Genomic DNA, 14610 nt, shown 5'->3' on the forward strand with positions numbered 1-14610 from the left:
TATGAGAACACCCCTGACTATTGCCCTGCTTTTCACCGCCCTGTCCGGAATGGCCCAGAAAAATCCCAATCCCGGTAAATGGATCAAACTTTTCAACGGAAAGGACCTTAGTAACTGGACCGTTAAGATAAAAGATCACCCTCTTAATGAGAATTACGGGAATACATTCCGGGTAGAAAACGGGGTGATAAAAGTGTCCTATGACCAATACGACAACAAGTTTAAAGAGCAGTTCGGCCACCTGTTTTATAAAGGGAAGTTTTCCGCATACCTGTTAGTGGTGGAATACCGGTTTACCGGCGAGCAGATCCAGGACGGGCCTGGATGGGCTTTTCGCAACAGTGGACTGATGCTGCACGGACAAACGCCTGAAAGTATGGCGCTTGACCAGGATTTCCCGATTTCCCTCGAAGCACAGCTGTTGGGAGGCGATGGGAAGGAACCCCGCACCACCAATAACCTCTGTACCCCGGGCACAAACGTGGTGATGAAAGGAAACCTGTTTACCCCGCATTGCGTCAATTCCACTTCCAAAACCTACCACGGCGACCAGTGGGTAAGGGCAGAAGTGCTTGTGCTGGGAGATTCTATTATAAAGCATATTGTACAGGGCGACACGGTGCTGACTTATTCAAAACCTCAATATGATGGCAATGACAAGTGGGTGAAAGCGGCCGGGCTTCCGGGTGGTGGACTGATAAAAGAAGGAACCATTTCGTTACAAAGCGAAAGCCATCCTGTTGAATTCAGGAAAGTGGAATTGTTCGATCTGTCAGGATATATGAACAATTCCGCGGCACTGCGGAAAATATTGAAGCAGTTGAGTTCGCGGGCAGGCCGGTAAGTATTTTCGGGTGTGGGTCATCATAGCACTGTTCATTGAAAATGCAGGACAAGCTATGTATACCGCGCAATATTTACTTTATTGCAACCGGGTTTAAACAAAAGCCCTAACTATGCGATTGATGTTAGCTTTTCTCGGTGCAATATTCAGGTTCATAGTCGTTAATAAATGCCAGCGGTTTAGTGACGCATACTATGATCCGGCTTATACTGAGAAGAGTATATTTTCCTACCGGGAAAATAATATCTACCTGGGTTATTTATTCTCCGCCATTATCTTTTTCCTGATGTGGCTGAGTGATTATGTTCTTTAATAGATGGTTTGTCCTACAATGCGTAGGGTTACTTCCCGTTTATTTTTATCGAGGTTGCCCGTTACAGTCAATGGCGGCAGGTCAGCCAACTCATCCGGGATATTGTTGTTATTGCATTCAACCTTATAAAGACTAAACGTCCCTTTGATCGCCCCGCCTTTTTCCTGGATTAGTTTTTTGAATTTTATTGAAGAATTGCCCTTGAAATATCCGCCTTCAAAGAGTATTTGTATATAAGTGTAAGAGTCGTATTTTGAATCAACGCTATCGGCCGACTCCGTAATGGTAAGCGTGTATGTTCCAAGCTCGAAAGTACCGCTGTAGTCAATATAAGTAAAATCATAAAAGCCCCCCTGTACGCCACCGTAGTTATCGCTATAAGAATATGGACAGGTAAAAGTAATATCAAGGTCATGCTCCCGGACTATGTAACGATCAACTTTTATAGTTACCTGGTCCGAAGATGTTAATCCGTCTGCATCTGTGACAACCAGTTCAAATACATATGTCCCGATTACAAGTTGCTCAAGTTTTGCAATTGCGGAGTCGGCATTGGACAGTATATATGATGTAGGACCGGAAAAATAACTCCATTTATAGCTTTTAATATTTTCATCCGGATCTGAAGATGCCGTGCCATCCAGGTTTATAGGTTCCTTATTGGCATCGCAGGCGAAAATGTCTTCACCGGCGTAGGCATATGGTTGTGTGTTGAAAGAAGTGTTAAAATCTAAAGTTCCATCAATGTCTTTCATGCAGCCGGCAATGACTAAGATACACGCCAATGCAGCAATCACGCGGATCGGGAATTGTGGTTTCATAATCGAAAGGTTGGAAGGTTAAAGAAACTGGGTAACCTTTCACATCACTTGTTTCGATCATTTCCTTGGCCAAGAGGTATTTGGCTTGTAAGACTGACTGTTTAAAAGTTTAAGCCAGGGGCAGATTAGCAATACAAAATTAAGGATGAATAGTGAGTGTAAAAACGGGAAAAATCCCACCTGTTGAGTTGGAGATGTTAAGCCTTACCCCGGTCTTCGGAATCTGCGAGCTTCCATAACCTGTCGTAAAGTACTTTGCCGGAAAGGATGATGTGCTGGTCTTTATTAAGACTGATCAGCCACTCGCAATCTTTTGGTGCGACATACACCTCGCTGCGTTTTTTTATTTTTCTCAATACCCGAAGAATAGTTTTAATGCGGCCGTCATAAACCCAGTATTTATGATTCCCATCAACTTCCTCTTCCAGGATCAGCCATACCTTTTCAGCAGGATCAATCAGGGCGCTTGTGACCACCAGTGGGAAACTGTCGATGATCACAACTTCGTAACCATCTGCCAGCCGCTCCCAAATGAAACCAGCATATTTCGGCCGGCAGTGTAAATCAATAAGAGTATCAGTAATTAGATTTCCCTTCGGAATAGAAACAGGATCGAAACGTTCCGCCGGAATCTTTAGTTTCTGGCAGGTGTCTGCGATCCGCTTCCGTAATGCCGGCTTTGATTTACCTGAATTCATGGATACTAAAGTTATTAATCCTGCCGGATTTTACAATAGGGGATTACAGGCTTTTTTGGAGGAACTTATCAATCAATTCTGCTATATGTTCATGATGCTCTTCCAGTAAAAAATGCCCGCCATCGAGTTGGTGAATTTCGGCTGCTGGTAAGTCTTTTTTATAGGCATCAGCGCCGGCTGCGATAAACATTTCATCATTTTTACCCCATACGATCAATGTGCGCGGTTGATTTTTCCTGAAATATTCCTGCCACTCTCCGTATCTCTCTATGTTACTGCCGTAGTTGCGGAAAAGTGCCAGTTGTATTTGGTCATTGTTCGGTCGGGAGAGATAATGCTGGTCAAGCATATAACTGTCTGGACTGATCTTTTGGGGATCACCGGAGCCATTAAGATACTGCCATTTGGTTGCGTCCAGCGTTAAAAAGAACCGGGCTTTTTGTTCATTCTCCGCGGGCTTTTCGATATAATCAACAAGAGGCGCTATGGCAGGACCAAAACCTTCAACGTATGCATTTGAATTCTGAATGATTAATGAGTGAACCAGTTCAGGACGGCGGCTGGCTATCCGCATTCCAACCGGCCCGCCATAATCCTGGATATAGAGATTAATGTCCTTTAATTTCAATTGGTCAATAAAATGTTCAATTACTAACGAAAGATTGTCGAAAGTATAAGTAAACTCTTCGATGCCCGGGGCACTGCTCTGGCCGAAACCGGGATAGTCAGGAGCAATAATGTGATAACGTCCTGAAAGATCAGTAATCAGGTCGCGGAACATGTGTGAGGAGGAGGGGAAACCATGCAACAGTAGCAATACAGGGCGTTCGGCTGTACCTGCTTCACGATAAAAAATTGTGAGTCCATCAACGTCCACGTTCCGGTAAAAAACCTGCTTTTTCATAATCTTCTATTTGTTTACATGAGCTAATGCATCCAGGATCACGGCTACGACTTCTTTAGGTTTTGACAACATTACGACATGACTTGCCTGCAGTACAGTCGTTTTGGATCCGGCTCTTGTTGCCATCATTTTTTCTAATTCAGGGTGAATGGTATTGTCCTCGGAAGCCACTATGTACCAGGTAGGCTTTTGTTTCCATGCGGTATTAGTGCCCGTTGCTTCAAAAACCTTGGGGAAGGCAGGTTGCTGTACAGAAAAAACCAGGTCCTGTTCCTTTTTGGGAAGATCATTTGCAAATGCCTTCCGGACGCCTTCTTTCGAGAGCGTTAAATATCCTCCCACTGGTTGTACAAAGCTCCTGACGTTTGTTGAAGCTGCTTTTTCACTGAGTGCAGGAATGTTTTCTCCCTTATCGGGCATATATGCTGCTACGTATACCAGTGCTTTAACGTTAGGATGATTTCCTGCTTCAGAAATGACAAAGCCTCCCCATGAGTGACCTACAAGTATTACATCGCCGCCGGCTCTTTCTATGGCTCTTTGTGTGACTGCCACGTCATCTTCAATGGAAGTGGTTGGATTCTGTACGGCAATTACATTGTAGCCCTTCTCCAGCAGGGGCGCCATCACCTTACTCCAGGATGACCCATCAGCCCATAAGCCATGCACAAAGATAATAGAAAGCTTTGCCGGATCGGAAGCTTTTGACTGTGTAAACGTTTTTCCGGAAACGAACAATGACGCAACCAGCAAAAACGGGATTGAATAATTTCTCATAAAATGGCTTTGTACGATTCTGTCTATTAACATGCCATTTTATGAAGAAATCGAAATTCCCAATAGTTAATTTCCCTATGAAATGAAAATCAGTTCGTTCGGGTAATTTTAAAATGAGAGATGATAAAAGGGAAAGACCACACTCCGGGAATCTCGGAGCCTGTTACCGAAACTCCGAAAATATTGGGGAAATTGTCAGGCAAAATTATCCAGGTACTTATACCCGCTTCCGGTATTCAGCAGCAACACTTTTTCTGATCTACTGATCTGTCCACCCTGCACCAGGTGTAACAATGCCTTCCAGGTGGCAGCTCCTTCCGGGGCAATCAACAAGCCTTCAGTCCTTGCAATTTCCTTTACACCGGCAGCTATTTCTTCGTCATCCACTGCGAGAGCCATGCCGCCTGATTCTTCCAGTACCTGCACCATCATGTCCATTCCGAAAGGGTAGGGTACTGCGAGGCCGTTAGCGATAGTAGGACGCGGCGTAAAACTGTTCTTCCAGTTTTGCTGGTCTTTCAGGGCATACAGGATTGGCGCACAACTCTTCGACTGCACAGCGATCATCCGCGGCAATGGTCCGCTTATCCATCCCAGCGACATCATCTCTTTAAAGGCTTTCCAGATCCCGATCAATCCTGTGCCACCGCCCGCGGGATAAAGAATCACATCAGGCAACTGCCAGTTCAGCTGTTCAGCGATTTCATAACCCATTGTTTTTTTGCCTTCCAGCCGATAGGGCTCTTTTAAGGTGGACACGTCAAAATACGACCCATCACTGTTCAGCTCAGCCGTTTTCTTCGCACAGTCATTTATCAGTCCGTCGACCAGGATCAGCACTGCACCATACATCTCGCATTCCTGCTTAAACATTGCGGGTGTATGGCGAGGCATAACTACCGTGCATTCCATACCTGCTTTTGCACAATATGCGGCCAATGCTCCGCCAGCATTCCCGGCGGTTGGAACGATGCACCGCGTTATACCAAGTTCCTTTGCCTTGGATACCGCTGCGCTGATTCCCCTGGCTTTAAATGAACCGGTGGGATTCACAGATTCATCCTTTATGAACAGTTCAGGAATCCCATAGTTGCTTGCCAGCTTACTTAAGGGAAATAACGGTGTCATCCCTTCGCCAAGGGAAACGATATTTCCGCGGTCAAACACAGGCAACATTTCCGCATAACGCCACATACTATGCTGCCGCGATTCAAGCTGAGTTTTATGAAATGTTAAAGAAGGGTCATATTCCACCACCAATGGTTGGTTACAACATTTCGCATAAGTATTGATCGCAGATAAGGGATATCCCTGGTCACAGTTGGCACATTTCAGTCGGGTTGCGAATGTAAACGGCTTGGTTAATGTTTTCATGGAATGAAACTACGACGATACCATAACCGCAGCCAGACCCAAAAGTTATAGGCTATAACCTGTGGTTATATTGCTTTTTTACAATAGCGGATAAACGCTTTATTCAGGTCATTGTTCTCTGTGCCATGACGTTGGATAAAGTAGAAGTCGCGGATGATCTGGAAATTTTCGATTTTCAACGCAACCAGGTCTCCATCTCGGAGTTCTTTTAATATTGCACCTTTCGGCAGGAAGCCAAGGGAAGTATCCTCCCTCAAAAAATTCTTTAATGCTTCAGTTCCGGCAAGTCGCACGGTAACATTGAGGCTCGATAGTTTGATCCCGTTCTTTTCCAGGTTATACTTTAAAGCGGCAAGCGTTCCTGAGCCCTGCTCCCTCAGCACAACCGGGTAATCACGGATTTCGTGGATCGACAGTACTTTCTTCTTTGCGATTGGACTTTTAGCACTGCAAACAGGTACTACTTCATCTTTAATGAAGGGCTGGTATAGAATTGCGGAATTCTTTCGCTTGCTTTCTACAATTCCGATGTCGATATCCTCATCGATCAGCGCTTTCGTGATCGTATCCGTATTCCTGTTCAGCAGGCTGATTTTTACTTCGGGGTATTTCTGGTGGAAGGATGATAGGATTTTGGGAATAATGTACAATGCAACAGTAGTGCTGGCGCCCAGTTTCAACTGTCCCTTCGCCTTCAGCTGGTCATTTAGCACACTGAGTTCATACTCCAGCTGGTTTTGGATCTTCCTTGCTTCCTTCAACCGGTTAAACAGTAGATGACCCGCGTCTGTCAATTGAATGGCATTTCCCTTTCTTTCAAACAGGGTGGTTTTGTAAAAGGATTCCAATGCCTTCATGTGCTTGCTGATTGCAGGCTGACTGATGAACAACACATCAGCGGCTTTGGAGAAACTCAGGTTTGATGCAACTTCTATGAAGATTTCGTGGCGCGTGGAAAGCATCAGCTAATTTAGCCGTTTCATCGGTGAAACACCACATACCTCGGGTGATTCTCGTAAGTATAACCATTCACCGGGGGATCCAGTTTGGGTGAATTGTAACCCGCACCAATAAAATGCCTGTATTCGGGATAAGACATGCGGGCAGTAATATAATGCCCACCGCCCGTAAGTGCGATTGAGTTGGTTGTCGACCACAATTCAGTAGTGCCTTTCAGGAACCCTACGCCATGTTGCACGTAATGCCTGTCGCCGCCCCACATAAAAGTGATGGCGACATCGCCATTGGGATTGCTTGCCAGCGAAGGATATGCGAATGCATGTTCAGGATTCCAGAGGTATCGCTGCTCGACTTTCAGGCTGATGATATCGATGATCGCAATGCCGATATGCGGATGTGGAAAGCTGTTGTCATGCTGGTTATACACCCTGCGTGCGCCCGACCAGGCCGCCCATACCTTGTTGCCCTCACGGGTAACGCCGGTAACGCTGGTATCGATCTTCGAGAGGGGACCCAGCCACACATTATTGTCAGGGAGCCTGATCTCAAAATCATCGGTAGGAATTGTCTCGATATTGAGGTCGTTCCAGCTGATAATATTGCTGTTTTCCATCCAGCTGAACAACCGCAGCTGGCTGGAATTGTTTTGCACCACGAAGAGTCCGCGGTTGCCACTCATATGACATGGACAGATATAGGAATTATTCGCGACAAAATATTGAAAGTTGATCGTCTGCCTTTCGCGCAGCTGGCCATAATGGAACCGGCAGATAAAAGCATTTCCCCCTGCAACATTGAAAGTGAGATAAAGAAAATCATCCCCGTAAGAGATCTGTGGATAGTCGAAGAACGGATCCTCGCGGAAGGAAAAAGTAGCGGCATCAAGTGAATATACTACCCATGACTTTCCCTTTGAACTCTTCAGTTCATCCGGAGTTGCCAGGCACATCAGCATGGAAGTTTCCGTCAGCAGGATCCAGACAAACATATTCGCTCCCGGCACGAATTCCGTAACCTGGTCGCAGCAAAATGTTTGACCAGCGCTCGCAGCAAGCTTAAATGGACTCACATGTTGAAATGTACTGCCCTTGTCGCGCGAACAGGCAGCCAGGTAATTTGAAGTATAGAAGATGTTGTCAAAGGCCTGGGCCGCAGAAGTTTCCCAGCCGTCGTCCCGGCTGTGCCACACGAGGGGTCGGAGAGAAATGTTTTGAACGATATTCACGATTGGCTATTATTCGGTTCCACTGAGCTCGGGGCTCCCGGGTCTTTAATGGGACGGAATTCGCCATGCACCAAGCGTCGCTTCAGTTCCTGGTTCTCACCGGTACGTTTTCCGCGGATGCGTGGTTCGCCCGGTACTTCTTCTTCAATTGTTACACTTCTGCCCCCTGGTATGGAAGCATCTTTGGCATGCAGCACGTTCGATCTGCGGCGTCGTATAATCAACCACGCAGCAATCGTCGCTGCAGTAATAACCAGCGCGATCCGGAGTATACGCATGACTATCTTTTCTATAGGAATTTACTGAATTGCATAGTAACCTGCAATTCTATTTTACAATTCAGCTACATTTGAGCAGATGCACGAACTGTTTTTTCATACACTCAGAACCAAAGCCGGTTTCAACGACCAGGATCTTGAGGTCATCAGAACCCATCTCACCCCAAAGAAGCTGCGCAAAAAACAATACCTGCTGCAGGAAGGTGACCCGTGCAAATACGTCACATTCGTGGAGAAAGGACTCCTGCGGGCATATAGCATCGATGAAAAAGGTTCAGAATACATTATCCAGTTTGCCCTGGAAGGCTGGCTGATCTCGGACCTATATAGTTTCCTGACAGGTGAACCGGCCACCTATACCATTGACGCCGTTGAAGACAGCGAGCTCACTTTAATCAGCAGAAACGCACACGAAGAATTATTGCGGGCCCTTCCAAAATACGAGACCTGGATCCGCATGGAAATCACCGCCGCATATCTCGCCCTGCAAAGAAGACTGACCGCCGTTATCAGTCTCACTCTCGAAGAGCGGTACGAAGGGTTTACTTCCCTTTATCCCGACATCGTTCAGCGTGTACCACAATGGATGATTGCTTCATACATGGGACTTACCCCGGAGACCTTGAGCCGGGTTAGAAAGAAGATAACCGAACGCAAGTAGGTTTAGATTCCGCCCGACTTCCGCCCAACTTCCGCCCAACGATTCATTGATAAATGTCAACGCTTTTTCCTGTCCAAACGCAATGGAGCGAGGCATGCCTGCATGGTAATTTTGCATTATCAAATTACAGGCATGAAAACAAAACAAACCATCGCAATTATAGGAGCCACAGGAAATATGGGTTCCGCAATTTCAAAATCCCTCTCAAAAGGCAATTATCGTTTGCTGTTGAAATCAGCGAAACAGGATGAATTGGATGAACTGGTAAAACAGATCAGGAGCACCAATGCCAATGCCGAGCTGGATGCCATTTCCTGTCCCGCAGAAGCAAGCTGGGAAGCGGATATCATCATCCTTGCCGTTCCCTTCCAGGCGGAAAAGGAAATCGCCACAAAAATAAGCCAGGTAGCCAACCAGAAGATTGTGATCTCGATTGCCAACCCACTGAATGAAACATACGACGGACTGGTAACAGACCCGGGCACAAGCGCAGCCGAAGAGTTACAGAAACTGCTTCCGAATTCGAAAGTGGTAAAGGCTTTCAATACTACGTTCGCGGCTGATTTTTCTACCCCTGTCATTGCCGGTAAACAGGTGGACGCTTTTATTGCGGGTAATGATAAAGACGCTGTGGAAACAGTTAAGGACCTGGTAAGTGTAGTCGGGTTTAATCCCATTGTTGCAGGTGATCTGTCCGTAAGCCGGACACTCGAAAACATGCAGCTCTTATTGATCCGGCTTGGAATGAAATACAATTACAACTGGCATGCCGGTTGGAAAATATTGCACAACTAAGCGGTCAGGAAATTTTTTCACGTTAAAACGTTAGTATATGAAACTATTAGAAAGGAAAGTAGCCCTGGTAACCGGGGCAGGATCGGGAATTGGTAAAGCAACAGCTGAACTGTTTGCAAGAGAAGGCGCCAGGGTTGTGGTGTCCGATATCAGTGAAGTCAATGGTACTCTCACTGTTGACGAAATTAAAAAGCAGGGCGGAGAAGCGTTCTTTGTAAAAGCGGACTCATCGAAGCCCGCGGATAACGAAGCATTGGTTGCCCAGGCTGTTCAGCAATACGGTGGACTGGATATAGCAGTAAACAACGCAGGAATCGGTGGTCCTCTTGCCCTCACCGGCGAATACCCGGTTGATGGCTGGCAGAAAGTGATCGATATTAACCTCTCGGGCGTTTTTTACGGCCTGCGATACCAGATCCCGGCGATGCTCGAAAAAGGAGGAACCATTGTCAATATCGCGTCTATCCTTGGCAGTACAGCCACGAAGTATTCCCCGGCGTATGTAGCATCCAAACATGGTGTTGTCGGACTTACAAAAGCTGCCGCGCTTGAATATGCCGATAAGAAGATCCGCATTAACGCCGTCGGTCCGGGTTACATTAAAACTCCATTGGTGCTGGAGTCTCTCGATAAGCCTGCGCTGGATTCACTGGTAGGACTGCATCCCATCGGTCGTTTAGGTGAAGCAGGTGAGATCGCCGAACTGATCCTGTGGCTCGCCTCTGGTAAGTCATCGTTCGTTACCGGCGCATACTATCCCGCTGATGGAGGATATTTAGCCCAGTAATCAGTCTTCTAAATACGCACTATCCCGGTAGTGCGTATTTTTTTATTATATACATTTGGCGACAGATTTACCATTTCAGATATTTAACAATGCTGCATCCCACGTTAATCCGTAATCGCCATATCGGTCCTGCCATATACTTTCTTGCTGCAACAATAGCTTTCACCGCGTGCAATTCGCAAAAAGCCGGCAACACCAAAAAAGTTACCACACATCGGCAGGTTATCAACGCAGAACTTCCGGATCCCTCTGTAATCGAAGTAAATGGAACCTACTACGCAACCGGCTCAACCAACGATTGGGGGTCGGTATACCCGCTATACAAATCCACTGATCTTGTCAACTGGACATTTATCAACTACATCTTTAAGCAACCGCCATCATGGACAATTTCCAGCTATTGGGCCCCGGAATTATTATTTCATAACGGCACGTACTATTGCTTTTATACCGCACGGCGAAATGATGGTGTGTCCTGTATAGGTGTGGCAACTGCCAAAAACATGGAAGAAGGCTTCACAGATCATGGCCAGTTGCTCGAATGGGGTAATGAGGCAATCGATGCATTTGTATTCAACGAAAATGGCAAATTGTATCTCACGTGGAAGGCATATGGACTGACAAAAGGGAAAACAATCCAGATCCTTGGCGCTGAACTAAGCGAAGATGGCTTGTCTGTGAAGGGTGAAGCCTTCGAAATGCTGACGGCTGAAAGAAATTCGTGGGAAGCAGGCGGCATGGAAGGACAATGCATCGTTCAGCATAACGGTTACCTGTACATGTTGTATTCAGGCAATTCATGCTGTGGCGGTCAATGCGACTACCAGGTTGGCGTTGCGCGTGCAAAGTCCATCAAAGGCCCCTGGGAAAAGTATGAGCAGAATCCCATCCTCAAGGGAAACAATGTATGGAAATGCCCCGGCCACGGTACCGCAGTGCAGACTAAAGATTCCTGGTACTATCTATACCATGCTTACAACGAAAAAGGTTTTCCCTACCTCGGCCGGTCAGCGATGCTGGGTGAAATATTGTGGAATGAAAAGTCAGGCTGGCCGTATTTCGATACTACCGCGCGCATCGACGGTAGCCAGATCAAACAGGACCTTGTTGAAAAATTCGATACGGATTCACTCGGCCGTTGGTGGAAATATGATGTTCCCGGCTATAAGTTCAATGCCAGTGTCGCTGGCGGCAGGCTCAATCTCACCGAAACAGGAAGAAAAAACAGTGTTGGAGCTGCCGTCTGCGTCAGTCCCGATTACGCTGATTTCACCATGTCTGCAACAATTGCAGGAAAGAATGCAGCGCTGAAAGGCCTGGTATTATATGCCACCGGTTCGAACAGCGTAGGCCTAGGGGTGAAAAATGATTCGCTGATCCTGTGGAAAGTGAAAGACAACAGATTTATTGAACTCAATACACTTCATGTAGCGTATAACGACCAGCTTCACCTGAAAGCTGACATCGTCGATGGTCACCTTGGAAAATATTATTACAGCAGCGACGGAACCAATTGGACACTGGTTACAAACAAGGCAGACAACCAGGAATCGATCAATGGCGATAACCTTGCATGGTGGTCTTGGGGCGTTAAGGCGGGACTTTTTGTAAAAGCTGATTCGATTTCCGGAAACAACACTGCCACCTTTGATGATTTCGGGATTACCTATAAATGAGAGAATCAATGTTCCCCATACCCGATATCGTCCATTTTGCCTTTGAACACCCGTAGCTGGATCACAAAGTACGCGATCACCAATATCGCTGCAATTATAAACCAGCCCGCGCCAACTGTTAATCCATATTCATGTGCAGCCACGTTGTAAACAGTCAGCGACGGATTTACCTCGTTAGTGGAAGGCAGCATATTCGGAAACAATGAGGCAACTGTCGTCGTGAAGCTTCCAAATATGAACAGGGAAGAGAACAGGAAGCCCGTGACATCTTTCTTAAATTTCCGGATAAAGAACTGGCCCATCAGCCCAACAAAACCAGCTACCGGAAAGATCCAGGTCCAATAATAGGTCCGGAGATTGGTGAGTGGAACCGGTTTCACGTAGTGCCACAGGATAGCCGAAAGCACAACCAGTATTGCCAGCACTACATTCAGTTTGAAGATTATCCCTTTCAACCTTGTATTAATTGGAGAGCTTGTTTTTAAAATAATCCAATTGGCGCCGTGAATCGTTAGCGTAACCACTGCAACTACTCCCAACAGGATCGTAAACCAGTCTATAATTCCCTGGTGCTCGGCCAGCGGATCGAATGTAGGATTCCATAGTGCCAGGAAAAAGTAATGTGGCTCCTGTGTTGAAATGCCATTCTCCACCATACCCAGGTTCACGCCACGCACCACATTGCCCAATGCTGCGCCGAAAAACACTGCGAGTAAAAGACTTGCAATCCCAAATGCCTTATCCCACAAGTTTTCCCAGAGATGGTTGTGGACTTGCCCGCGCAGCTCAAGCCCGACCGCACGGAAAATAAGCAACCAGAGCACCAGTATCAGTGGAAGGTAAAAACCACTGAACGAGGAAGCATATAAAGTTGGAAAGGCAAAGAACAAAACACCACCCGAAGCAATGAGCCATACCTCGTTGGCATCCCAAAAGGGACCAATAGAATTCCTGATGCTTTGTTTTTCTTCGTCCGTTCTGGCAAAGAACAGGTGCACGATACCTGCACCAAAGTCATACCCGTCAAGTATCACGTAGGTGACAAGCATGATATTCAATACGACAAACCAAAAGATTTCCATAAGCGATTATTTGACTGCCAGGTTTGATCCCGGTCCTTTGTACACAATCTTTATGACCAGCAACAAAAACAATAATCCCAACAGGATATACAGGCCAATAAATCCGAGCAGAGTGAAGAGTGCATTTCCACCTGAGACAGTTGGCGATACACCATCTGCCATTTTCAAAAGGTTATATACCAGCCATGGCTGCCTGCCGAGTTCTGTTGTGTACCACCCCGCAGTATTGGCGATGTAGGGAAAGGGAATCATGATCATCAGGATCCATAACAGCCATCTTGCCTGGTAAAGTTTTTTCATCCATAACATCACCGCGCACGCCAGCATAGTGGCAATAAAGATTGTTCCCAGTCCAACCATAATATGGTAACTGTAATACAGACCGGGAACATTCGTAGGGTGGATTGGATCAGCAAATTCGTTGAGTCCTTTTATTTCTGCATCCCATCGCTGGTAGGTCAGGAAGCTAAGGATTTTTGGAACTGCAATTTTGTTGTCCAGTTTTTTATTCACCATATCGGGCTGCCCGATCAGGATGATCTCTGAGCCGCCTTTTTCCGTTTCAAAAACTCCTTCCATGGCGGCGAACTTTACCGGCTGGTATTTCACCACGTTCCTGGCAACCATATCGCCAGTAGGAAAAGCGACAAGCAGGGAAGCAATGAGCCCAAACACAACCCCGGTTTTAACGAATATTCTTCCAGCGGTAATGTGCTTATTGCTCAACAGGTAAAACGCGCCAACTGATGCAACAAAGAAAGCACTCGTGATGAGTGAAGCTGCCTGGTTATGGAAATAGGAAGGTAACAGCCAGGGATTCTTAAAGAGCGCACTGAAATTCGTTAGGATAAACCTGCCGTTTTCCAGCACTTCATAACCCACCGGGTGCTGCATCCAGGCATGGGTTGCCAGGATCAGGAAACCACTTGCCCAGGCGCCGATAAACACCATCAGCCCCGTCACAAAATGAAGTTTATGACCTAAAAGCTTTTCGCCGAAAAGGAACATTCCCAGGAAGGAGGATTCAAGAAAGAAGGAAAACATTCCTTCCATTGCAAGTGTCTGCCCGATAATGCCACCGGTCAGCTCTGAGAACTTGGCCCAGTTCGTACCAAATTGGAACTCAAGCGGGATCCCTGTTACTACACCCATTGCAAAATTCAACGCAAAGATCTTCATCCAGAATTTTGCAGCGTCATTATAATCTATGATTCCTGTTCGCAGGAATTTCCATTTGAAATAGACTATCAGTAATGACAGCCCCATAGTCAATTGCGGGAACAGGTAATGAAAAGTGATGGTGAATGCAAACTGGAGCCGATTGTAAAGAATCATGTCATCCATAGCACTAATTGAGACCATTAAATTAATTAAAAAGCCCGGAACTGCCGGGCTTTGATCATGCCAGTTATGAA

General features: G+C 46.3%; 16 protein-coding genes. 6 read left to right on the forward strand and 10 right to left on the reverse strand.

The features are described from left to right. Position 1 precedes the first annotated feature (1 nt). The gene (locus OI18_RS12345; RefSeq protein WP_039140162.1) at positions 2-844 is read left to right on the forward strand and encodes a 3-keto-disaccharide hydrolase; all 843 of its coding nucleotides are present in this window, start codon (positions 2-4) and stop codon (positions 842-844) included. Between the two features lie 112 nt (positions 845-956). Continuing rightward, complete coding sequence (locus OI18_RS12350; protein WP_039140163.1) at positions 957-1157, forward strand: hypothetical protein; 201 nt, start codon at positions 957-959, stop codon at positions 1155-1157. Here OI18_RS12350 and OI18_RS12355 read toward each other — a convergent pair. The 8 genes from OI18_RS12355 to OI18_RS12390 form a co-directional block, all read right to left on the reverse strand. Then, positions 1154-1978: a PKD domain-containing protein gene (locus OI18_RS12355; protein ID WP_039140164.1), complete on the reverse strand. Its 825-nt coding sequence runs from the start codon at positions 1976-1978 to the stop codon at positions 1154-1156. The genes OI18_RS12350 and OI18_RS12355 overlap by 4 nt on opposite strands. A gap of 197 nt (positions 1979-2175) precedes the next feature. Next, a complete protein-coding gene (locus OI18_RS12360) occupies positions 2176-2676 on the reverse strand; it encodes a DUF6756 family protein (protein ID WP_039140165.1) in 501 nt (166 codons plus the stop codon). 43 nt (positions 2677-2719) lie between these two features. Further along, positions 2720-3580 (reverse strand): alpha/beta fold hydrolase, encoded by an 861-nt coding sequence (locus OI18_RS12365; RefSeq protein WP_039140166.1) that lies wholly within the window; start codon positions 3578-3580, stop codon positions 2720-2722. A 6-nt stretch (positions 3581-3586) separates the two neighbouring features. Further along, the gene (locus OI18_RS12370) at positions 3587-4357 is read right to left on the reverse strand and encodes an alpha/beta fold hydrolase (RefSeq protein WP_052273150.1); all 771 of its coding nucleotides are present in this window, start codon (positions 4355-4357) and stop codon (positions 3587-3589) included. 195 nt (positions 4358-4552) lie between these two features. After that, positions 4553-5731 carry a threonine synthase gene (locus OI18_RS12375; RefSeq protein ID WP_039140168.1) on the reverse strand — a complete coding sequence of 393 codons (1179 nt, stop codon included), beginning with the start codon at positions 5729-5731 and terminating at the stop codon, positions 4553-4555. A gap of 65 nt (positions 5732-5796) precedes the next feature. Further along, on the reverse strand, positions 5797-6693 hold the full coding sequence (locus OI18_RS12380; RefSeq protein ID WP_039140169.1) for a LysR substrate-binding domain-containing protein: 897 nt from the start codon (positions 6691-6693) through the stop codon (positions 5797-5799). A gap of 17 nt (positions 6694-6710) precedes the next feature. Then, positions 6711-7916 (reverse strand): hypothetical protein, encoded by a 1206-nt coding sequence (locus OI18_RS12385; protein WP_152616813.1) that lies wholly within the window; start codon positions 7914-7916, stop codon positions 6711-6713. Beyond that, positions 7913-8194: a hypothetical protein gene (locus OI18_RS12390; protein ID WP_039140171.1), complete on the reverse strand. Its 282-nt coding sequence runs from the start codon at positions 8192-8194 to the stop codon at positions 7913-7915. Before OI18_RS12390 ends, OI18_RS12385 begins: the two co-directional genes overlap by 4 nt. A gap of 79 nt (positions 8195-8273) precedes the next feature. Between OI18_RS12390 and OI18_RS12395 the strand changes: the two genes are divergently transcribed. The 4 genes from OI18_RS12395 (at position 8274) to OI18_RS12410 (ending at position 12113) form a co-directional block, all read left to right on the forward strand. Then, the gene (locus OI18_RS12395; RefSeq protein WP_039140172.1) at positions 8274-8855 is read left to right on the forward strand and encodes a Crp/Fnr family transcriptional regulator; all 582 of its coding nucleotides are present in this window, start codon (positions 8274-8276) and stop codon (positions 8853-8855) included. Positions 8856-8987: 132 nt separating this feature from the next. Further along, the gene (locus tag OI18_RS12400; RefSeq protein ID WP_039140173.1) at positions 8988-9650 is read left to right on the forward strand and encodes an NADPH-dependent F420 reductase; all 663 of its coding nucleotides are present in this window, start codon (positions 8988-8990) and stop codon (positions 9648-9650) included. A 37-nt stretch (positions 9651-9687) separates the two neighbouring features. Beyond that, positions 9688-10437, forward strand: coding sequence for an SDR family NAD(P)-dependent oxidoreductase (locus OI18_RS12405; protein WP_039140175.1), 750 nt, complete (start codon positions 9688-9690; stop codon positions 10435-10437). Between the two features lie 89 nt (positions 10438-10526). After that, positions 10527-12113: a family 43 glycosylhydrolase gene (locus tag OI18_RS12410; RefSeq protein WP_052273151.1), complete on the forward strand. Its 1587-nt coding sequence runs from the start codon at positions 10527-10529 to the stop codon at positions 12111-12113. Positions 12114-12118: 5 nt separating this feature from the next. Here the strand turns inward: OI18_RS12410 and cydB are convergent, their stop codons facing one another. Together cydB and OI18_RS12420 are read right to left on the reverse strand one after the other, a co-directional pair. After that, on the reverse strand, positions 12119-13195 hold the full coding sequence (gene cydB / locus OI18_RS12415; protein ID WP_039140176.1) for a cytochrome d ubiquinol oxidase subunit II: 1077 nt from the start codon (positions 13193-13195) through the stop codon (positions 12119-12121). A 6-nt stretch (positions 13196-13201) separates the two neighbouring features. Further along, positions 13202-14539: a cytochrome ubiquinol oxidase subunit I gene (locus OI18_RS12420; protein WP_039140177.1), complete on the reverse strand. Its 1338-nt coding sequence runs from the start codon at positions 14537-14539 to the stop codon at positions 13202-13204. Positions 14540-14610: the final 71 nt, after the last annotated feature.

The sequence above is a fragment of the Flavihumibacter solisilvae genome, assembly GCF_000814475.1.
GTDB lineage: Bacteria > Bacteroidota > Bacteroidia > Chitinophagales > Chitinophagaceae > Flavihumibacter > Flavihumibacter solisilvae.

Excerpts from the sequence above, each read along its gene's own strand:
- OI18_RS12345 (WP_039140162.1), top strand. The coding sequence starts at position 2 with ATGAGAACACCCCTGACTATTGCCCTGCTTTTCACCGCCCTGTCCGGA.
- OI18_RS12350 (WP_039140163.1), top strand. The coding sequence starts at position 957 with ATGCGATTGATGTTAGCTTTTCTCGGTGCAATATTCAGGTTCATAGTC.
- OI18_RS12355 (WP_039140164.1), bottom strand. The coding sequence starts at position 1,978 with ATGAAACCACAATTCCCGATCCGCGTGATTGCTGCATTGGCGTGTATC.
- OI18_RS12360 (WP_039140165.1), bottom strand. The coding sequence starts at position 2,676 with ATGAATTCAGGTAAATCAAAGCCGGCATTACGGAAGCGGATCGCAGAC.
- OI18_RS12365 (WP_039140166.1), bottom strand. The coding sequence starts at position 3,580 with ATGAAAAAGCAGGTTTTTTACCGGAACGTGGACGTTGATGGACTCACA.
- OI18_RS12370 (WP_052273150.1), bottom strand. The coding sequence starts at position 4,357 with ATGAGAAATTATTCAATCCCGTTTTTGCTGGTTGCGTCATTGTTCGTT.
- OI18_RS12375 (WP_039140168.1), bottom strand. The coding sequence starts at position 5,731 with ATGAAAACATTAACCAAGCCGTTTACATTCGCAACCCGACTGAAATGT.
- OI18_RS12380 (WP_039140169.1), bottom strand. The coding sequence starts at position 6,693 with ATGCTTTCCACGCGCCACGAAATCTTCATAGAAGTTGCATCAAACCTG.
- OI18_RS12390 (WP_039140171.1), bottom strand. The coding sequence starts at position 8,194 with ATGCGTATACTCCGGATCGCGCTGGTTATTACTGCAGCGACGATTGCT.
- OI18_RS12395 (WP_039140172.1), top strand. The coding sequence starts at position 8,274 with ATGCACGAACTGTTTTTTCATACACTCAGAACCAAAGCCGGTTTCAAC.
- OI18_RS12400 (WP_039140173.1), top strand. The coding sequence starts at position 8,988 with ATGAAAACAAAACAAACCATCGCAATTATAGGAGCCACAGGAAATATG.
- OI18_RS12405 (WP_039140175.1), top strand. The coding sequence starts at position 9,688 with ATGAAACTATTAGAAAGGAAAGTAGCCCTGGTAACCGGGGCAGGATCG.
- OI18_RS12410 (WP_052273151.1), top strand. The coding sequence starts at position 10,527 with ATGCTGCATCCCACGTTAATCCGTAATCGCCATATCGGTCCTGCCATA.
- cydB (WP_039140176.1), bottom strand. The coding sequence starts at position 13,195 with ATGGAAATCTTTTGGTTTGTCGTATTGAATATCATGCTTGTCACCTAC.
- OI18_RS12420 (WP_039140177.1), bottom strand. The coding sequence starts at position 14,539 with ATGGATGACATGATTCTTTACAATCGGCTCCAGTTTGCATTCACCATC.